This window comes from Streptomyces sp. NPDC107546, from assembly GCF_055639175.1.
In genome coordinates this window covers 132,014-152,130 of record NZ_JBVKBA010000005.1, presented here as the reverse complement: position 1 = coordinate 152,130, position 20,117 = coordinate 132,014, and the positions used below count along the sequence as shown (strand labels likewise).

General features: G+C 71.1%; 16 protein-coding genes. 8 read left to right on the top strand and 8 right to left on the bottom strand.

From position 1 onward, the window contains the following. Positions 1-117: 117 nt before the first annotated feature. Entirely contained in the window at positions 118-999 is an 882-nt protein-coding gene (locus tag ACZ7L1_RS09420) for a siderophore-interacting protein (protein WP_471435615.1), read from the bottom strand. Positions 1,000-1,045: 46 nt separating this feature from the next. Next, a complete protein-coding gene (locus ACZ7L1_RS09415; protein ID WP_471435613.1) occupies positions 1,046-2,095 on the bottom strand; it encodes an ABC transporter substrate-binding protein in 1,050 nt (349 codons plus the stop codon). 272 nt (positions 2,096-2,367) lie between these two features. Here ACZ7L1_RS09415 and ACZ7L1_RS09410 point away from each other — a divergent pair, with 272 nt between their 5' ends. After that, positions 2,368-3,132, top strand: a complete 765-nt coding sequence (locus ACZ7L1_RS09410; RefSeq protein WP_471435907.1) for a glycerophosphodiester phosphodiesterase — start codon at positions 2,368-2,370, stop codon at positions 3,130-3,132. A gap of 98 nt (positions 3,133-3,230) precedes the next feature. Here the strand turns inward: ACZ7L1_RS09410 and ACZ7L1_RS09405 are convergent, their stop codons facing one another. From ACZ7L1_RS09405 to ACZ7L1_RS09390, 4 genes are read right to left on the bottom strand one after another with little or no spacing between them, the layout of a single operon-like run. After that, entirely contained in the window at positions 3,231-4,391 is a 1,161-nt protein-coding gene (locus ACZ7L1_RS09405) for an acyl-CoA dehydrogenase family protein (protein ID WP_471435612.1), read from the bottom strand. A 4-nt stretch (positions 4,392-4,395) separates the two neighbouring features. Beyond that, on the bottom strand, positions 4,396-5,334 hold the full coding sequence (locus ACZ7L1_RS09400) for a hydroxymethylglutaryl-CoA lyase (RefSeq protein ID WP_471435611.1): 939 nt from the start codon (positions 5,332-5,334) through the stop codon (positions 4,396-4,398). After that, a complete protein-coding gene (locus tag ACZ7L1_RS09395) occupies positions 5,331-7,283 on the bottom strand; it encodes an acetyl/propionyl/methylcrotonyl-CoA carboxylase subunit alpha (protein WP_471435610.1) in 1,953 nt (650 codons plus the stop codon). Before ACZ7L1_RS09395 ends, ACZ7L1_RS09400 begins: the two co-directional genes overlap by 4 nt. Positions 7,284-7,299: 16 nt before the next feature. Then, entirely contained in the window at positions 7,300-8,916 is a 1,617-nt protein-coding gene (locus ACZ7L1_RS09390) for a carboxyl transferase domain-containing protein (RefSeq protein WP_471435608.1), read from the bottom strand. Between the two features lie 86 nt (positions 8,917-9,002). Here ACZ7L1_RS09390 and ACZ7L1_RS09385 point away from each other — a divergent pair, with 86 nt between their 5' ends. The 3 genes from ACZ7L1_RS09385 to tesB all read left to right on the top strand — a co-directional run bounded on the left by ACZ7L1_RS09385 (position 9,003) and on the right by tesB (position 11,868). Continuing rightward, entirely contained in the window at positions 9,003-9,611 is a 609-nt protein-coding gene (locus tag ACZ7L1_RS09385) for an SACE_7040 family transcriptional regulator (protein WP_471435606.1), read from the top strand. 197 nt (positions 9,612-9,808) lie between these two features. Continuing rightward, positions 9,809-10,966 carry an acyl-CoA dehydrogenase family protein gene (locus ACZ7L1_RS09380; protein ID WP_471435605.1) on the top strand — a complete coding sequence of 386 codons (1,158 nt, stop codon included), beginning with the start codon at positions 9,809-9,811 and terminating at the stop codon, positions 10,964-10,966. Between the two features lie 35 nt (positions 10,967-11,001). Continuing rightward, a complete protein-coding gene (tesB, locus tag ACZ7L1_RS09375; protein WP_471435603.1) occupies positions 11,002-11,868 on the top strand; it encodes an acyl-CoA thioesterase II in 867 nt (288 codons plus the stop codon). A 32-nt stretch (positions 11,869-11,900) separates the two neighbouring features. Here the strand turns inward: tesB and ACZ7L1_RS09370 are convergent, their stop codons facing one another. Together ACZ7L1_RS09370 and ACZ7L1_RS09365 are read right to left on the bottom strand one after the other, a co-directional pair. Next, positions 11,901-12,698 carry a phosphatase gene (locus ACZ7L1_RS09370; protein WP_471435602.1) on the bottom strand — a complete coding sequence of 266 codons (798 nt, stop codon included), beginning with the start codon at positions 12,696-12,698 and terminating at the stop codon, positions 11,901-11,903. Positions 12,699-12,813: 115 nt separating this feature from the next. Beyond that, the gene (locus ACZ7L1_RS09365) at positions 12,814-14,346 is read right to left on the bottom strand and encodes a helix-turn-helix domain-containing protein (RefSeq protein ID WP_471435600.1); all 1,533 of its coding nucleotides are present in this window, start codon (positions 14,344-14,346) and stop codon (positions 12,814-12,816) included. Between the two features lie 220 nt (positions 14,347-14,566). Between ACZ7L1_RS09365 and ACZ7L1_RS09360 the strand changes: the two genes are divergently transcribed. From ACZ7L1_RS09360 to ACZ7L1_RS09345, 4 genes are all read left to right on the top strand, one after another. Then, a complete protein-coding gene (locus ACZ7L1_RS09360; protein WP_471435598.1) occupies positions 14,567-16,027 on the top strand; it encodes a sodium:solute symporter family protein in 1,461 nt (486 codons plus the stop codon). A 106-nt stretch (positions 16,028-16,133) separates the two neighbouring features. Next, a complete protein-coding gene (gene speB / locus ACZ7L1_RS09355) occupies positions 16,134-17,141 on the top strand; it encodes an agmatinase (RefSeq protein WP_471435596.1) in 1,008 nt (335 codons plus the stop codon). Beyond that, positions 17,138-18,823, top strand: coding sequence for a thiamine pyrophosphate-binding protein (locus ACZ7L1_RS09350; protein ID WP_471435594.1), 1,686 nt, complete (start codon positions 17,138-17,140; stop codon positions 18,821-18,823). Before speB ends, ACZ7L1_RS09350 begins: the two co-directional genes overlap by 4 nt. Positions 18,824-19,125: 302 nt before the next feature. Continuing rightward, positions 19,126-20,064 carry a serine hydrolase gene (locus ACZ7L1_RS09345; RefSeq protein WP_471435593.1) on the top strand — a complete coding sequence of 313 codons (939 nt, stop codon included), beginning with the start codon at positions 19,126-19,128 and terminating at the stop codon, positions 20,062-20,064. Positions 20,065-20,117: the final 53 nt, after the last annotated feature.

Below are 20,117 nucleotides of genomic sequence, written 5' to 3'. Positions count from 1 at the left end.
GTCCTCCGGTGGGGGAGTCCGGGCGGGACAGCAGAGGGGCGAAGTCGTCTCTGTCGTAACTTAGGCTAGCCTAACCTAAGTTTGATCTAGGGAAATTCCACCCCGTCGTGACCGCCGTCACTGCTGCTCGCGCACCTGCTCCTCGCTCAGCCCGTGCCGCCAGTAGCCGACGAAGGTGACACGCCGCCGGTCGACACCGCGCTCGCCGACGAAGTGCCGGCGCAGCTCCTTGACCCGGCCGGCCTCGCCCGCGATCCACACGTACGGGGCCTTGGCGGGCGGGAGTTGGGCGTCCCGCAGCGCGGCGAGAGTCATGGGGGACCTCTCGCCGTCGCGTACGAGCCAGGTGATCTCGGCGTCCGCGCGAGTCACCAGGTCCTGGATGTCGCCGGCCTGCCCGACCTCCAGCCAGACCTGGGCGCGCGAGCCCGGGGGCAGCGACTCGAGGATCGCGGAGGCGGCGGGTACGGCGGTCTCGTCGGCCCAGATCACCACCAGGTCGGTGTCCTCGGGCGGACGGAAACGGATCGCGCGGTTGTCCTCGACGGCCGGACCGAGGAGGACGACCCGGTCGCCGGGGGTGGCCCGGGAGGCCCAGCGGGAGGCGGGACCGGCGGGTGCCGTGGCGGCCGGCTCGATGCCGTGGAGCACGAAGTCGATGTCGATCTCGTCGGGGTCACGGCGCAGGGCGCGCAGCGTGTACGAGCGCATCACCGCGCGTACGTCGTCGGGGAGTTCACGCCAGCCGTGCCACCAGCCTCCCCCACTCTCGGCTTCGCTCGAGCGGGGGGACCCCCAGCCGAGGTGAAGGGGGATGACGGGCTTCGGCTGCCCGGGGTGCGGCAGGAACAGGGACAGGCTCTGGTCGCGTCCGGCGGAGCGGAAGGCGTTCAGGTCGTCTCCGGCGAAGGTGACCCGGACGAGAGACGGGCCGAGCCGCCTCGTCCGTACGACCTGGAGGGAGAAGAAACGGAACGGGGCGGCTACGGCCGTCGTCATGAGCGCTCCTGAGCCATCGTCAGGTGAGGGGCGGGGGAGGGGTTGTTCAGCCGACCTTCTTGGCCGTCTCGATCGCCTTGGCGAGGTCCTCGAGCAGCGGGGCGCACTTGTCGTACGACAGGATGGGCTCGGGGTTGCGGGCGATGACCTGACCCGCCTTGACCGCGGGGAGCTTCTTCCAGGTCGCCTCGGTGATGTCGGCGGGCTGGATGGCCGAGGTGCGGTTGTCCATCATGATGACGTCGGCCTTGTACTTGTCGACGTTCTCCCAGCTGAGGTTCTCGAACCAGCCTCCGCTCGCCTTCAGCGCGGAGGCGGGCGGCTCGACGAAGTTCACGCCGAGGGCCTTGAAGTACTCGAGGTCGATCGAGAGGTTGGTTCCGGAGACGTAGAAGACGTCCTGGCTCGCGGAGCCCGCCAGCACCTTGATGTCCGGCTTGGCCTTGGCGGCGGCGCGCAGCCGGGCGGCGGCGTCCTCGAACCGCTTCTTCGCCTGGGCGGTCTTGGCGGACGCGGTGTCCGCGCCGAGCGACGCCGCGAGTTCCAGCATGCGCTGCAGGGGTTCGGGCATCTGGCGGTCGCAGACGGAGATCCCGACGCTCGGGGCGCCCACGGCGAGGATCTTCTTCTTGGACTCCTCGGGCACGTACCAGAGCGTCCCGGCGCCGTCGAACATGGTGGTGACGAGGAGGTCGGGGGCGAGGGCCGCGTACTTCTCGATGTTGAACTGGCCCCATTGGTTGCCGAGAACGGTGACCTTGTCGACGTCGAGGTCGCCGGCCTGGACGTCGGCCTTGCCGTCCTTGGTCTTCGTCGGGCCGAAGACGCCCTTCACGTCGACGCCGTAGTCGTGCAGCGCGGCGGCGACACCGACGAACGCGACGATGTTCGACGGCACTTTGGCGGCCTTGGTGGTCTGTCCGCGGTCGTCCTTGAAGGACCAGGGGCCCGACTTGCCGGCCGTGGTGCCGCTGCCCGAGCCGCCGCTTTTCGTCTTCTCGTCCCCGCAGGCCGCGAGCACGGCACCGAGACCGAGGGCGCCGCCGGCGGTGAGGATGCCGCGGCGGGTGAGACGGGTGGCGGGGGCTTTGGACATGGCTGTGGTCTGCTTTCGTGCGGTCGAGCCAGGGCAAGGCGATCTTAGGTTAGCCTAACCTCACATGATGTCCAGGGAGTGAGGGGCAGGGGCGGTTTCCCCCAGGCGACCCGAACTGGGGCCTGACCGGGACCTCCTCCTCTTTCGGGGCGACCGGCACCGTGGTGGCCGGGGCGACGGAACCAGCCACGGCCTGCTCGAAGTTGGCTGTGAAGCATCTGTGAAAGTCGTAGACTTACAAGGGCGCCTTCCAGGAGTACTTCCCCGGCACCATCGACGACGTCTTCGTCTCCGACGACACCTCGGTCGCCGACTGCTCCCGTACCGACGGCCTCGGGCACCGCGGCGCGCCGCAGATCGCACCCGAGAACACGATCGCCTCCATGGACGCGGCAGCCGACCGAGGCGCGGACTGGGTCGAGACCGACGTGCAGTTCACCAAGGACGGCCAGCCGGTCATCATGCACGACGACACCGTGGACAGGACGACCGACGGGACCGGGCGCGTCGACGAGCTCACCGCCGAGGAGATCTCCAAGCTGACGGTGAAGGGCGGAGGGCACGTTCCGACGCTGGAGGAACTGCTGTCCTCGGTGAAGGCAAGGTCCACTCGACTTCTGCTGGAACTGAAGGGGCCACAGACACCGGCCGCCGTCGACCACGCCCTCAGGCTCGTGTCCGAAGCGGGAATGACCGAGCGCACCGTTGTGCAGTCCTTCGACGAGAACATCGTGCGCGAGGTGAAGGCCTCCCCGTACGGGATCAAGGCCGCGCTGCTCCGGGACGCACTCGACGCGGACCCGGTGGCCACGGCCCGCTCGTTCTCACTCGACACGTATGCGGTGAACTTCAACGGTCTCGCGGCCAGGCCCACCGCATTGGCGCAGCTCCACGCGGCAGGCGTCAAGGTGTTCGTCTGGACGGTCGACACCGACACCAAGTGGAAGACCGCCACGTCCTGGGGCGTCGACGGCGTCATCACCAATCGTGTGGGCGACTTCGTCCAGTGGCGGAAGGCCAACTGCCTCAACAGGTGACGACCGGGGCGCCGTATCGCCGGATACGGCGCCCTCAGTGTGTGTGCCGCACGGCAAGGCGGCTTGTCAGGTGGTCGGCGCCCCGCCGTCAGCCGTGCTCAGCCCGCCAGCCCCAGCTCCCGGGCGATCAGCATCCGCTGCACCTCGCTCGTGCCCTCCCCGATCTCCAGGATCTTGGAGTCGCGCCACATACGGGCCACCGGGTACTCGTTCATGAAGCCGTAGCCGCCGTGGATCTGGGTGGCGTCGCGGGCGTTGTCCACCGCGACCGTGGAGGAGTGGAGCTTGGCCAGGGCCGCCTCCTTCTTGAAGGGTTCGCCGGAGACCAGACGGGAGGCGGCGTCGCGCCAGGCCAGGCGGGCCGTGTGGGCCTTCATCTCCATGTCGGCGATCTTGAACTGGACGGCCTGGTTGGCGCCGATCGGGCGGCCGAAGGCGTGACGTTCCTTCGCGTACTTCACCGACTCGTCCACACAGCCCTGCGCCAGACCCGTCGCCAGGGCCGCGATCGCGATACGGCCCTCGTCCAGGATGCGCAGGAACTGGGCGTAGCCCCGGCCTTCCTCGCCCAGGAGGTTCTCAGCGGGGACACGGACGTCCGCGAAGGACAGCTCCCGGGTGTCGGAGGCGTTCCAACCGACCTTCGAGTAGGGGGCCGCGACCGTGAACCCGGGCGTGCCGGACGGGACGATGATCGAGGAGATCTTCGGGCGGCCGTGCTCCGTGCGGTCGGTGACCGCCGTGACGGTGACCAGGCCCGTGATGTCCGTACCCGAGTTGGTGATGAAGCACTTGGTGCCGTTGATCACCCACTCGTTCGTCGACGCGTCCAGGCGGGCCGTCGTACGGGTCCCGCCCGCGTCCGAGCCGGCCTCCGGCTCCGTCAGTCCGAACGCGCCCAGGATCTCGCCCGAACACAGGCGCGGGAGCCACTCCTGCTTCTGGGCCTCCGTGCCGAAGCGGTAGATCGGCATCGCGCCGAGGGAGACCCCTGCTTCGAGGGTGATGGCGACCGAGGAGTCCACTCGGGCCAGTTCCTCCAGCGCGATGCCCAGCGCCAGGTAGTCGCCGCCCATACCGCCGTACTCCTCGGGGAACGGCAGCCCGAACAGGCCCATCCGGCCCATCTCGCGGACGATCTCGTACGGGAACTCGTGCCGCTCGTAGAAGTCGCCGATCTTGGGCGCCACGACGTCGTGCGCGAACTCCTCGACCGTGCGCCGGAGTTCCTCCAGCTCGGGGGAGAGGTGGTGGTCCATGGGGTCACTCCTTGTGGGAGAGGGCTCGGACGGTGCGGGAGGGGCTCGGCCGGTCCAGGTGCGCGGCCATCCACACGCTTGTGGCGGTGAGCCGGCCGAGGTCGACCCCGGTATCGACGCCGAGGCCCTGGAGCATCCAGACGAGGTCTTCGGTGGCGAGGTTGCCGGTCGCCGACTTGGCGTAGGGACAGCCGCCGAGGCCGCCCGCGGAGGCGTCGACGGTCGTCACGCCGTGCTGGAGCGCTGCCAGGGTGTTGGCGAGCGCCTGGCCGTAGGTGTCGTGGAAGTGCACGCCGATCGCGCTGGTCGGCACGCCCTCCTCGTTCAGCTGGGACAGGAGGGCCTGTACGTGGCCCGGGGTCGCAACCCCGATCGTGTCGCCCAGGCTGAGCTCGTCGCAGCCCATGTCCATGAGGGCCTTGCAGACGCGGACCACCTGATGGATGGGGACCGCACCTTCCCAGGGGTCCCCGAAGCACATCGACAGATAGCCGCGGACGTGCACCTTCTGCGCTTTCGCGCGCGCGACCACCGGTTCGAACATCGCCAGCGCCTCATCCACGGTGCGGTTGAGGTTGGCCTTCGCGAAGGACTCGGTGGCGCTGGCGAAGACGGCGATCCGGCGGGCGCCCAGCGCGAGGGCGCGGTCCAGGCCGCGTTCGTTCGGGACCAGGACCGGGAGTTCCACGGGCAGTTCGCCGACCAGCGGGAACAGTTCCTCCGCGTCGGCGAGCTGCGGCACCCACTTGGGGTGGACGAAGCTCGTCGCCTCGATCGTCGTCAGGCCCGCGTCCGCGAGACGGCGGATGAAGTCCGCCTTCACCTCCGTCGGTACCGTGCGCTTCTCGTTCTGCAGGCCGTCGCGCGGGCCGACCTCGTGGATCCTCACCCGGGCGGGGAGGCCCTGCGCCGGCTGGACCATGGGCAGTTCACCAGCGGTCATCGCTCCGCCTCCGTGTCGTCCTCGGGGCCTTCCCCGTGCGCCGCGATCACGGCCAGCACCTGGTCCATGGCGACCGTGGTGCCGGGGGAGACGTCCAGTTCGGTGACGGTCCCGGCGTGCGGGGCGGAGATGACGTGCTCCATCTTCATCGCCTCCACCACCAGCAGGCTCTGCCCGGCCGTCACCTCGTCGCCGACGGCCACCTTCACCACCGTCACCGTGCCGGGCATGGGCGCGGTCAGCGAGTCGGTGCCGGAGCGGGCGGCCCCGGTGAGGGATGCGGCGACCGGGTCGTGGTCGCGCACGTGCCAGGCGTCGCCGTCGCGGCCCAGCCAGTCGTGGGCGCGGTGGAAGGTGTGGCGTACGCCGTCCACGACGACGGACACGTGCCCCTCGGTGACCGTGTGGGTGCCGCGGGGTGTGTACTGCACCGGCTCGTGCACCCGAAGCGGGAAGGCGACCGGCTTGGGTTCGCCCCCGAGCCGCCAGCCGCTCGGCACGGAGAACGGGTCGATCCAGCCCTCCCCGCGCGGTGTCAGCGCGTCCAGGCGTACGGCGGCGGCGGCCTCGTAGACCTCGTCCGGCACCTTGGTCGGGATCAGCGAGTCGACCTCGCGCTCCACCAGTCCCGTGTCCAGCTCGCCCGCCACGACCGCCGGATGGGCCAGCAGTCGGCGCAGGAAACCGGCGTTGGTCTGCACGCCCAGGGTGACCGTCTGCGCGAGGGCCGCGCGGAGCTTGCGCAGCGCGGTCGCACGGTCCGGGCCGTAGGCGATGACCTTCGACAGCATGGGGTCGTAGAGGCTGCCGACCTCCGTGCCCTCGGACAGGCCCGAGTCGGTGCGGATGCCGTCGCCCTGCGGCTCGTGCAGACTCAGCACCGTGCCGCCCGACGGGAGGAAGCCCCGTGCAGGGTCCTCGGCGCAGATACGGGCCTCGATCGCGTGGCCCGTGAGGGTGATGTCGTCCTGCTTGAAGGACAGCCGCTGGCCCGCCGCCACCCGCAGCTGGCACTCGACCAGGTCCAGGCCGGTGATCAGCTCGGTGACCGGGTGCTCCACCTGGAGGCGGGTGTTCATCTCCATGAAGAAGTACGAGGAGGGGTCGCCGCCCGGCACGATGAACTCGACCGTGCCCGCGCCCTCGTAGCCGCAGGAGCGGGCCGCCTGGACCGCCGCCTCGCCCATCGCCGCGCGTGTGGCCTCGTCGAGGAGCACGCTCGGCGCCTCCTCGATGATCTTCTGGTGGCGGCGCTGGAGGGAGCACTCGCGCTCGCCCAGGTGCACCACGTTCCCGTGGGCGTCCGCCAGGACCTGGATCTCGATGTGGCGGGGGCGGTCGATCCACCGTTCGACGAGCAGCGTGTCGTCGCCGAAGGCGGCGCGGGCCTCGCGGCGGGCGGCGGCGATCTCGTCGGCCAGCGCCGACGCGTCCCGCACCAGCCGCATGCCCTTGCCGCCGCCGCCCGCGCTGGGCTTGAGCAACACCGGCATGCCGATCTCGCGGGCGGCCTCGGCCAGCTCCGCGTCCGTCAGCCCGCTGCCGTTCGACCCCGGTACGACCGGCACTCCGGCCGCCCGTACCGTCTCCTTGGCCCGGATCTTGTCGCCCATGAGCGCGATCGCGTCCGCAGGCGGGCCGATGAACACCAGCCCCGCCTCGGCGCACGCACGCGCGAACGTCGCGTTCTCCGCGAGGAAGCCGTACCCGGGGTGCACCGCCTGCGCTCCGGTCCGGGCGGCGGCCTCCAGCAGGCGCTCCACGGACAGATAGCTCTCGGCCGCCGGCGCCGGTCCGATCCGTACCGCCGTGTCGGCCTCGCGCACGTGCCGGGCGTCGGCGTCGGCGTCGGAGAAGACGGCCACCGAGCGCACGCCCATCGACCGCAGCGTGCGGATGACGCGGACGGCGATCTCGCCCCGGTTGGCCACAAGCACTGTCTCGAACATGGTCGTCAAGCCCCCCTCACATCCGGAAGACGCCGAACTGGGGTTCACCCAGGGGCGCGTTGGCGCACGCGGTCAGGGCCAGGCCCAGTACCCGACGGGTCTCAAGCGGGTCGATCACGCCGTCGTCCCAGAGGCGGGCCGTGGCGTAGTAGGCGTTGCCCTGGCGCTCGTACTGCTCGCGGATCGGGGCCTTGAACGCCTCCTCTTCCTCCGCCGCCCAGGACTCCCCGCGTGCCTCCAGCTGGTCGCGCTTGACGGTCGCGAGGACCGAGGCGGCCTGCTCGCCGCCCATCACCGAGATCTTGGCGTTCGGCCACATCCACAGGAAGCGCGGTGAATAGGCCCGGCCGCACATCGAGTAGTTGCCCGCGCCGAAGGAGCCGCCGATCACCACCGTGAGCTTCGGTACGCGCGTGCAGGCGACCGCCGTCACCATCTTGGCGCCGTGCTTGGCGATACCGCCGGCCTCGTAGTCGCGGCCCACCATGAAGCCGGAGATGTTCTGCAGGAACACCAGCGGGATGCCGCGCTGGTCGCACAGCTCGATGAAGTGGGCGCCCTTCTGGGCGGACTCGGAGAACAGGATGCCGTTGTTGGCGACGATCCCCACCGGGTGGCCGTGGATCCGGGCGAAGCCGGTGACCAGGGTCTGCCCGAACTCCGCCTTGAACTCCGCGAAGCGCGAGCCGTCCACCACGCGCGCGATGACCTCGCGGACGTCGTAGGGGGTGCGGGAGTCGGCCGGCACCGCCCCGTACAGCCCGTACGGATCCACCTTCGGCTCGACCGACGGGACGACCTCCCAGGGCAGCGCCCCGCGCGCGGGGAGCGTGGCGACGATGTTCCGCACGATCCGCAGCGCGTGCGCGTCGTCCTGCGCCAGGTGGTCCGTCACGCCGGACACACGCGCGTGGACCTCGCCGCCGCCGAGCTCCTCCGCGGTGACGACCTCACCGGTGGCCGCCTTCACCAGGGGCGGCCCACCCAGGAAGATCGTGCCCTGGTTGCGCACGATCACGGCCTCGTCGCTCATCGCCGGGACGTACGCCCCGCCCGCAGTGCAGGAGCCGAGGACGGCCGCGATCTGCGGGATGCCGGCGCCGGACATCCGCGCCTGGTTGTAGAAGATGCGCCCGAAGTGCTCACGGTCGGGGAAGACCTCGTCCTGCATGGGCAGGAAGGCGCCCCCGGAGTCGACGAGATAGACGCACGGCAGGCGGTTGTCGAGGGCCACCTCCTGCGCCCGCAGGTGCTTCTTCACCGTCATCGGGTAGTACGTGCCGCCCTTGACGGTGGCGTCGTTGGCGACGATCACGCACTCGCGGCCGCTGACCCGCCCGATCCCGGCGATCACCCCGGCGGCCGGCGCCTGACCGTCGTACATCCCCTCGGCGGCCAGCGGGGCCAGCTCCAGGAACGGCGAGCCCGGATCCAGCAAGGTGTCCACGCGGTCGCGCGGCAGCAGCTTGCCGCGCGCGGTGTGGCGCGCGCGGGCCTTCTCGCCGCCGCCCAGCCGGGCCGCGGCCAGCTTGGCGTGCAACTCCTCCACCAGCGCGCGGTGTGCCGCCTCGTTGGCCCGCCAGGCCTCCGACGCGGGGTCTGCCGCGCTCGTCAGCTCCGGTGCCTCGTGCATCCTGCGGTCCCCTCACCTTGTTAATGAGCGTTAACGCATTTCCTTCAGGTTAACGACCGCTAACCTCCCTGTCTAGAATTGTTTTCATGGCCACGAGAACCGACGCCCCCACCCGTCGCGAGCAGATCCTCAAGGAGGCCGCGCGGCTGTTCGCCGAACGCGGCTTCCACGGCGTCGGGGTCGACGAGATAGGGGCCGCGGTCGGCATCAGCGGACCCGGTCTGTACCGGCACTTCGCGGGCAAGGACGCGATGCTCGCCGAGCTGCTCGTGGGGATCAGCGGGCAGCTGCTGACCGGGGCCAGGCGGCGGGTCGCCGAGGCCGACGGAGGTCCCGGCGGGCGGAACCCGGAGGCGGTCCTCGACTCGCTGATCGAGGGGCACATCGACTTCGCGCTCGACGACCGTCCCCTGATCACCCTGCACGACCGCGAGCTGGACCGCCTCCGGGACAGCGACCGCAAGCTGGTGCGCCAGCTGCAGCGGCAGTACGTGGAGCTGTGGGTGGAAGTGCTGCGGGAGGTGTACCCGGGGCTGGCGGAGCCCGCCGCCCGCTCGGCGGTGCACTCGGTCTTCGGGCTGCTCAACTCCACGCCGCACCTGGGGCGGCCGGGTTCCCTGCCGGGGCGTGGGACGACGGCGCAGCTGCTGCACCGGATGGCGCGGGGGGCGTTCGCGGCGGCGGGCGGGGAATGAGCCGGGGTCCTGCTCCGCAGGCGTGACGAGCGTTACGGCACGGTGGCTCTGGACGACTGTCGCTACCGGCCGGTACCGTGTTCTCTGAGCAAGCGCTTAGCCAGGTGGGGCCCCAGCCATCGATTGAGGAACCCCGACGGCGAGCAACCAGGTACGCGAGAGCGGCGCCGGTTTAGGCGCAGAGGAGGGCGGCAGCGGTGCGCCGTACTGTGTTCAACGAGGACCACGAGGCGTTCCGGGAGACCCTGCGCGCCTTCATCGAGGCCGAGGTCGTACCGGTGTACGACGAGTGGTTCGCGGCCGGTCAGGCGCCGCGCGACTTCTATTACAAGCTCGGCGAGCTGGGCATCTTCGGCATCAGCGTGCCCGAGGAGTTCGGCGGCGCGGGCCTGGACACCCACAAGTTCGAGGCCGTCCTCTACGAGGAGACCGCGCGCGCGGGCGTGCAGTTCGGCGGCTCCGGCGTGCACGTCCTGCTCGCCCTGCCGTACATCAAGATGCTCGCCTCGGACGAGCAGAAGAAGCGCTACCTGCCGAAGTTCGTCACCGGCGAGGAGATGTGGGCCATCGCGATGACCGAGCCGGGCACCGGCTCCGACCTCGCGGGGATGAAGACCACCGCCAAGCTCTCCGAGGACGGCACGCACTACGTCCTCAACGGCGCCAAGACGTTCATCACCGGCGGCGTCCACGCCGACCGCGTCATCGTCTGCGCCCGCACCGCCGCCCCGCGCGAGGACGACCGCCGCTTCGGCATATCCCTGTTCGCCGTGGACACCAAGTCCGAGGGCTACTCCATCGGTCGCAAGCTGGACAAGCTGGGCCTGCGCACCTCGGACACCGCCGAGCTGGCCTTCGTCGACGTCAAGGTGCCGACCGAGGACCTGCTCGGCGAGGAGAACAAGGGCTTCTACTACCTCGGGCACAACCTGGCCTCCGAGCGCTGGGGCATCGCCTTCGGCGCCTACGCGCAGGCCAAGGCCGCCGTCCGGTTCGCCAAGCAGTACGTGCAGGAGCGCACCGTCTTCGGCAAGCCGGTCGCCCACTTCCAGAACACGAAGTTCGAGCTGGCCGCCTGCCAGGCCGAGGTGGACGCGGCGGAGGCCGTCGCCGACCGCGCGCTGGAAGCCCTCGACGCCGGCGAGCTGACCCCCGCCGAGGCCGCCTCCGCCAAGCTGTTCTGCACGGAGGTCGCCCACCGCGTGATCGACCGCTGCCTCCAGCTGCACGGCGGCTACGGCTACATGAACGAGTACCCGATCGCCCGTCTGTACGCCGACAACCGTGTCAACCGCATCTACGGCGGCACCAGCGAGATCATGAAGACGATCATCGCCAAGGACATGGGTCTGTAAGGTCCCCGAAAAAAGTGCCGGATACAACTGACGCCATGAGTCAGGCACTGCAGTCCCTGCTCGATCTGCTCGACCTGGAGCGGATCGAGCGGGACATCTTCCGCGGCCAGTCCCGGTCCGCCGTTGTTCCGCGCGTCTTCGGCGGGCAGGTCGCGGCCCAGGCGCTGGTCGCCGCGGGGCGCACCGTTCCCGAGGAACGGCACGCGCACTCGCTGCACGCGTACTTCCTGCGCCCCGGCGACCCCGGCGCGCCCATCGTCTACAGCGTCGACCGCATCCGCGACGGCCGCTCCTTCACCACCCGTCGGGTGGTCGCAGTCCAGCACGGGCAGCCCATCTTCCACCTCTCCGCGTCGTTCCAGACGTATGAGGAGGGCCTGGAGCACCAGGCGCCGATGCCGCCCGCGCCCGACCCGGCCACGCTGCCCAGCTCGCAGGAGCGGCTGCGCGGCTACGGCCACCTCGCCCCCGAGGTCGTGGAACGGTTCCTGGAGGCTCGCGAGGCCGTCGACCTGCGATACGTCGACGAGCCGCCCTACGGCCGGTTCGGGGAGCCGCGCGAGCCGCACTCCCAGGTGTGGTTCCGTACCAACGGCAAGCTCGACGACGACCCCCTGTTGCACGTCGTCCTCGCCACCTACGTCTCCGACATGACGCTCCTGGACTCCGTGCTGCTCGCGCACGGGCGCGGCGGCTGGGCCGTCGGGGACGTGGTCGGGGCCTCGCTGGACCACGCCATGTGGTTCCACCGGCCGTTCCGGGCCGACGAATGGCTGCTGTACGACCAGGAGTCGCCGTCCGCTTCCGGGGGACGCGGGCTGGGCCAGGCCCGCATCTACACCCAGGACGGGCGGCTGGCGATCACGGTGATCCAGGAGGGCGTGGTCCGCGTCCCCCGCTGAGGGGGCTCGGCTTGGGGGCCGGCTGAGGGGGCTCAGTCGTCGTCGGTCAGGCCCGCCGCGTGCAGCAGGTACGCCGTCAGCGGGTCGTAGTGGCGAGGGCTCGTGACGTGGTCGTCGAGGGGGACCGTCACCTGGACGGTGCCCTCGGCCTCGGCGATGAAGAGGGCCGGGTCGTTGCAGTCGGCGTATCCGACGGAGTCGATGCCGAGCTGTCCCGCGCAGCCCGCCCAGCCGTGGTCGGCGACGACCAGGTCCGGCAGGGGGCCTCCCTCGGCCTCCAGGCCCTTCAGGATCGCCCTCATCGGCTCGCCGGAGTGCGTGTGCCACAGGGTGGCGCCGTGCTCCAGGACGGCCACGTCCGCGAACTGCATGACGTACCCCTCGTCCGTCCGCAGCCCGTCCGGGATCACGACGATCTCGCAGCCTGCGGCGCGCAGGGCGGCGGCGGTGGCACGGTGCACGTCGAGGAGGCCGCCGGGGTGGCCGGTGGCGAACAGCACGCGTTGCCCGCCGTCGGCGGCCTTGCGCAGGCGGGCCGCGAGCCGTTCCACTGCGTCGACCGTCAGTTCCGGGTCGATGGTGTCCTGGCCGTAGCGGTACTCGGGGTCGTCGTTGACGCCGCAGCGCTCGGCCATGACCGCCAGGACGTCCTGTTCGTCCCTCCAGCGGTCGCCGAGCTCCAGGCCGAGCCAGAAGTTCCGGTCGCCGTTCGCGAGCTTGCGGTAGTGGGAGAGGTTGTTCTCGCGGGGCGTGGCGACCTCGCCCGCGATACGGGTCCGGACGAGGTGGACGAGGAGCTCGGAGCGGCTGGGGATCCCGGGTATCGGCATGTGCCCCATTCTGCCGGGGCGCTCCGCCGGGGCCGCCGGTGTTTCGTTCCCTGGGATGTGCGTCACTCCCGGCCGGGGACGCCCTCGGGGTGTTGCGCGCGGGTACTGTCCGGTTTCACTCGGCCCCCGTCTGCTTCAGCGCGAACCACAGCTCCATCCGCACGTCCGGATCGTCCAGGTCCACCCCCAGCAGTGCCGTGCACCGCGCGATCCGTTGCCGGACCGTGTTGCGGTGGACCGAGAGGGCGACCGCCGTGCGGTCCCAACTGCCGTGCAGGGACAGCCATGTGCGCAGTGTCTCGGTGAGGGCGGTGCCCTGGGCCAGGGGTGCCAGCAGGGTGCGGGCGTGCAGCTCGGCCTCCGCGGGCGGGACCAGGTCCGCCAGGCCCGTGCGCTCGCCGTGCCGGACCAGCGCGGTGCGGGTCGCGCGGGCGCGGGCCAGGGCGCGGGAGGCCTGGGTGTCGGCGGCGGCCCAGTCGCGCGGGGCGGCAGGGGCGCTGAGGCCCAGGGTCCAGCCGGGCTGCGGGGCCGGTTCGCGGTCGGCCGGGACCAGTACCCGTACGAACCCGTCCCCGAGATCGACCAGCGGGGACCCGAACGCGGCCCCGAGTGCGGACGCGGCCACGGCGTCCGGTGCCGGTCCGTCCCGGGTGGGCCGGGCGTGTACCACCACCCAGCGGTCCCCGCCGAGCAGGGGCGCGACCGCCTCCGGTGGGGCGCCGAGCAACAGCCGTACGAGCGCCGAGGAGCGGGCCGCACCGGTACCGCTCTGGTGCTCCCCGGTGAGGAGCGTCAGGAGCACCGCCGCGACGGAGGCGATGGTGTGGTCGCCGGGGTCCCGCCGCGGCGCCGCCACCCCGAGCACGAAGCCCTGCCCGGCGCCGAGGGCGTACGCGGCGAGATGGGTCTCGGCGACGGTGTCGGTTGCGGAGGCGGGGGTGGGGCCCGCGGGGCCGGCCGGGCGGACCACTCCCGCCAGCTCGCTCAGTGCCCGGGCCGCCTCCTCGGGTGCTCGGCCCGCGCCCGCCAGTTCCGCGCCGTCCGGTCCGTACAGCACCGCCCGGCCGCCCACCCGCTGCGCCAGCTGCCGCAGCACCGACGGCACCGGGTCCGGGCGGGACGCCGCCGCGGCCAGGCTCTGCTGGGCCTCCGTGACGCGGCGCAGTTCCGCCAGCCGCGCCTGGGCCATCAGCTGCCACACCGCGCGGGCCACGCCGGAGAACGTCGTCTGCGGCGGGACCTCGAGCAGCGGCAGCCCGTAGTGGTCGCAGGCCGCCACCAGCGCCCGCGGCACCGTGTCGTGCACCGGCGCCAGGCCGAAACCGAGCGCCGCGCCACCCGCCGCCACGATCCGGGACACGTAGTCGTCGAAGTATTCCCCCAAGCTCTCGACTCCGCTCGAGCAGGAGGCACCCCCCTCCGAACCCGCCGCCTCCGGGATGTGCACGCCCGCCGTCAGCAGCAGCTCGCCGCCCAGCAGGTACGGGTAGGGGTCCGCCATCTCCGAGGTGTGCGCCCAGTGGATCGCTATGTCGGCGTCCCCGGGCCCGGCGATCTGCCGCAGGGCCAGGTCCTCGCGGGCCAGCAGGGCGCAGAGCGGTACCGGTGGGGTCGGCGGTACCGCCGGCGCCGACGGGGTGTCCGGCATGGTGGACGGTTCCTCCATCCCGTTCGGTTCAGATGGATGAAACGTACACTTCGCAGTCGCTTTCCGGCCACCTAATGTCAGTCCAGACCGGCAGCCGCGGGTACGGGCGGATGTCCCCGCGAGCCCCTGCCGTCCCCGGTCGAGCCGAGCGGCCGACCGCGTCCCCGAGATCCATCTGCACGACACGCCACCGGGAAGTGCGCGAAGGAGGGCCCCACACATGGCCGTCGACTACACAGTGATCGTCGTCTATCTGGCCGGCATGCTGGCCATGGGCTGGTGGGGCATGCGCCGCGCCCGCTCCAAGAGCGAGTTCCTGGTGGCAGGGCGCCGCCTCGGGCCCGCCATGTACTCCGGCACCATGGCTGCGATCGTCCTCGGCGGCGCGTCCACCATCGGCGGCGTCGGCCTCGGCTACAAGTACGGGCTCTCCGGCGCCTGGATGGTGTTCACCATCGGCCTCGGCCTGCTCGCCCTCTCGGTCTTCTTCTCCGCCCGCATCGCCCGACTGAAGGTCTACACCGTCTCCGAGATGCTCGACCTCAGATACGGCGGCCGGGCCGGCGTGATCTCGGGCGTGGTCATGTGGGCGTACACCCTGATGCTCGCGGTCACCTCGACCATCGCCTACGCCACCATCTTCGACGTCCTGTTCGACATGAACCGGACGCTCGCGATCATCCTCGGCGGCTCCATCGTCGTCGCATACTCCACGCTCGGCGGCATGTGGTCCATCACGCTGACGGACATGGTGCAGTTCGTCGTCAAGACGATCGGCGTGCTGCTGCTCCTGCTGCCCATCGCGGTCGTCAAGGCGGGCGGCTTCAGCGAAATGAAGGCCAAGCTGCCGACCTCGTACTTCGACCCGCTGGGCATCGGCGGCGAGACGATCTTCACCTACGTCCTGATCTACACGTTCGGCATGCTGATCGGGCAGGACATCTGGCAGCGCGTGTTCACCGCGCGCAGCGACACCACGGCCAAGTGGGGCGGCACGGTCGCCGGCACCTACTGCCTGGCCTACGCGCTCGCCGGCGCGGTCATCGGCACCGCCGCCAAGGTGCTGTTCCCCGATCTGGGCAGCCCGGACGACGCGTTCGCGACCATCGTCAAGCAGGAACTCCCCGTCGGCATAAGGGGGTTGGTGCTCGCCGCCGCCCTCGCCGCGGTGATGTCGACCTCTTCCGGGGCGCTCATCGCATGTGCGACCGTCGCCAACAACGACATCTGGTCGCGGCTGCGCGGTGTCGTGCGCCGCGACGAGGGGGCGCACGACGAGGTGAAGGGCAACCGCGTCTTCATCCTGATCATGGGGGTGGCGGTGATCGGCACGGCCATCGCGCTGAACAACGTGGTCGAGGCGCTGACCGTCGCGTACAACCTGCTCGTCGGCGGTCTGCTCGTCCCGATCCTGGGCGGCCTGCTGTGGAAGCGCGGCACCGTCCAGGGCGCGCTCGCCTCGGTGGTGGTCGGCGGTCTCGCCGTCATCGGCCTGATGGCGTCCTACGGCATCCTCGCCAACGAGCCCGTCTACTACGGGCTGCTCGCCTCGCTCGCCGCCTACCTCGCCGTGTCGCTGGTGACCAGGCCGACCGACGAGGCCGTCCTGGCCGCCTGGCGGGAGCGGCTCGCCGGACGCGGAGCGGCGACCGCGGAGGAGCCGGCGGCGGTGGGCGCCTGACCCTGTTGCTTCGGCCAGGCCGCCAGGGGGCGGCCGGGCCGTGCGGGGCCTGTCGCAGGGCTCCGCGACACTGGAAGAAACACGCATTTCCTGGAGGAGTCCGACGATGAGCAGCACCGAGAACCCCGCAGCAGGCGGCAGCCGGCCCCGCGGCCCCGTCGACTCGTCCCGCATCCCGCGGTACGCGGGCCCCGCGACCTTCGCCCGGCTGCCCCGCCTCGACGAGGTCGGCACCGCGGACGTCGCCGTGGTCGGCGTGCCGTTCGACTCGGGCGTCTCCTACCGCCCGGGAGCCCGCTTCGGCGGCAACGCGATCCGTGAGGCGTCCCGCCTGCTGCGCCCGTACAACCCGGCGCAGGACGCCTCCCCCTTCGCGCTCGCCCAGGTCGCGGACGGCGGCGACATCGCCGTGAACCCGTTCAACATCCACGAGGCGGTGGAGACCATCGAGGCCGCCGCCGACGAACTCCTCGGCACCGGCGCCCGCCTGATGACCCTCGGCGGCGACCACACCATCGCACTCCCGCTGCTCCGCTCGGTGGCGAGGAAGCACGGCCCGGTCGCGTTGCTCCACTTCGACGCCCACCTCGACACCTGGGACACCTACTTCGGCGCGGAGTACACGCACGGCACCCCGTTCCGCCGCGCCGTCGAGGAGGGCATCCTCGACACCTCCGCGCTCTCCCACGTCGGCACCCGCGGCCCGCTCTACGGCAAGCAGGACCTGACCGACGACGAGAAGATGGGCTTCGGCATCGTCACCTCCGCCGACATCTACCGTCGCGGCGCCGACGAGGTAGCCGACCAGCTGCGCCGGCGCATCGGCGACCGCCCGCTGTACATCTCCATCGACATCGACTGCCTCGACCCGGCGCACGCCCCCGGCACCGGCACCCCGGAGGCGGGCGGCATGACCTCCCGAGAACTCCTCGAGATCCTCCGGGGCCTCGCGTCCTGCAACCTGGTCTCGGCGGACGTCGTCGAGGTGGCGCCCGCCTACGACCACGCGGAGATCACGTCGGTGGCCGCGTCCCACACGGCGTACGAACTGACGACGATCATGACCCGCCAGATCGCGGCGGCCCGCACCGGTGAGGAGACCGAGAGCAAGTGACGCACGACCACGACCTGGTACTCCGTCCCACCACCGCCCAGACGGAGGCCGCGCTCAGCACTCCCCCCGGCCGCACCGGCGGAGACCTGGTCGTGGAGACCCTGGCCGGGCTGGGCGCGACGACGGTCTTCGGCCTGCCCGGCCAGCACGCCCTCGGCATGTTCGACGCACTGCGCCGCTCCGCCCTCAGGTACGTCGGGCTGCGGGTGGAGAACAACGCCGGGTTCGCGGCGGACGCGTACGGCCGGATCACGGGCGAGGCGGCACCCCTGCTGCTCTCCACCGGCCCGGGCGCGCTGATGTCCCTGGCGGCGCTCCAGGAGGCCGCGGCGGCGTCGGCACCCGTGCTGGCCATCAGCAGCCAGGTCCCGACCACCGGCCTGGGCGGCGGCCGTCACGGCTATCTGCACGAACTCCCCGACCAGGCGGCCTCGTTCCGGGGCGTGGTCAAGTCGGTCCACACGGTCCGTACGCAGTCACAGATCCCGTCGGCGATCGCTCAGGCCTGGAAGTCGGCGCTGACGGTGCCGCACGGCCCGGTGTGGGTGGAGATCCCGCAGGACGTGCTGCTCGCCGAGACGCGGCTGCCGGTGGTGACGGCGGTGGACGCGACCCCGGACGAACTGCCGCCGCGCCCCGAACTCACCGCGGTGGCCGCGCACCTGCTGTCGCGCGCCGACCGCCCGGCGATCATCGCGGGCGGGGGTGTGGTCAGGTCGGACGCGTCCGGAAAGCTGCTGGCGCTCGCCGAGAAGCTGAACGCCCCCGTCGTCACCACCTTCGGCGGCAAGGGCGCCTTCCCCTGGGAACACCCGCTCTCCCTCCAGTCCTGGCTGGAGGACCGTCACACCACGGACTTCCTCGAGGACGCGGACGTCCTGCTCGTGGTCGGCTCGGGCCTCGGCGAACTCTCCTCGAACTACCACACGTTCAAGCCGCGCGGCCGGGTCGTCCAGATCGAGGCGGACCTCGGCAAACTGGAGTCCAACCATCCGGCCCTCGGCATCCACGCGGACGCCCGCCTGGCGCTGCAGGCGCTGCTGGAGACGGTGGAGGCCCGGGAGGACGAGGGGGCTCCGCAGCGCGTACGGGCGCTGCTCGCGAAGGTGGCGGAGCGGATCGCGTCCCAGGACCTGACCCTGGAGCAGGAGGTGCTGGCGTCGGTGCGCCGGGCCCTGCCCGCCGACTCCCCGTCCTTCTGGGACATGACGATCCTGGCCTACTGGGCCTGGTCGGCCTTCGACGCGAAGGCTCCGAACGCCATGCACTCCGCGCAGGGAGCGGGCGGTCTCGGCTACGGCTTCCCGGCGGCCCTCGGCGCGGCGGCGGCGGACCCCACGCGCCCCGTGCTCGCGGTGTCGGGTGACGGCGGCGCCCTGTACTCCATCGCGGAACTGGCTACGGCGCGGCAGTACGGCCTCGACGTCACCTGGCTGATCGTCGACGACGGCGGCTACGGCATCCTGCGCGAGTACATGACGGACGCCTTCGGTCAGGCCACGGCGACGGAACTGACCCGCCCCGACTACGTGGCCCTGGCGGAGTCCTTCGGCGTCCCGGGCGTGCGTACGACGCCCGAGACCCTGGAGGCCGACCTGGCGAAGGCCCTGGCGGAACCAGGGCCTTCGGTGGTCGTCCTGCCGGCGCTCCTGCGGATGTTCGCGCCGACGCACCTCAGCTGACGTCGGACGCGTCCAGGCGGTAGAGCGTCGACATTCCCCAGCCGGGGGTGTACGAGCCGGTGAAGACGCCTTGGGTACGGACTGTGGTCGGCCTGGGCGTGGGCTGTGGATGGTGAGGTCCCGGTAAGCGGACGGCAAGTGAGAGGTTCCTCACGGGGGCGCCGCGATTGCGGGCGCGAACCGGCCTGCGAACGACTGTGTGACCGAACTCGCTTACAACTTTCGGACATTCCCGTGAGTCAATAGGGCACGAGCGCGCCCGGGGGCGCGCTCTTGTCCATGTAAGAGGATGGTCAACCTCTATGACTCACCGGATATCCAGCAATTTCCCGACATTCCCGAGAGCTCGGGTCCTCGCGGCCGCGCTCGGCGTCGGCATGCTCGTACCGTTCGTGGCTGCCGCCGCACCCGCTGCCGCCGCCACGCCCACCGTCAGCTGCACCTCGGGCAAGGCGGGCCTGGCCGCCAAGCTGCAGAAGGACATCACCTCGGCCCTCGCCGGCCGCAACGGCACCGTCGCGGTCGGCCTGTACGACCGCTCCACCAACACCACCTGCTCGCTGCGCGGCACGTCCGCCTACGACTCGGCCAGCGTGGTGAAGGTCACCGTGCTCGCCACCCTGCTGTGGGACGCGAAGAAGCACAACCGCTACCTGACGAGCCGTGAGAACAGCCTGGCCACGGCCATGATCACCAAGTCGGACAACAACGCCACCAGCACGCTGTGGAAGCAGCTGGGCCTGACGAAGATCAGGGGCTTCCTCGCCGCCGCCGGCATGACCCAGACCAAGCCGGGCGCGAACGGTTACTGGGGCCTGACCCAGATCACCGCGCAGGACGAGCAGAAGCTGCTCAAGCTCCTCACCGCGAAGAACTCCGTGCTGAGCGACAACTCCCGCGCGTACGAGCTGAAGCTGATGGCGAACGTCATCTCCTCGCAGCGCTGGGGCACTCCGGCCGGCGCGCCCTCCGGCGTTGCCGTGCACGTCAAGAACGGCTGGCTGCAGCGCTCCACGCACGGCTGGCGGGTGCACAGCGTCGGCACGTTCAACGGCCGCGGCCACGACTACATGATCACCGTGCTGACCTGGGACAACAGCACGATGAACTATGGCGTCACCACCATCCAGAACGTGGCGAGGGTCATCCACAAGGACCTGGTGCCGACCACGTCCACCACCAGCACGTTCGTGCCCACGAGCACGCCGCAGGAGGCGTACCCGGCGGCCCCCGCGAGCTGACACGGCCGAACTCCCGATGATCATCACGAATCCGGTCCGGACCACGCGGCTCT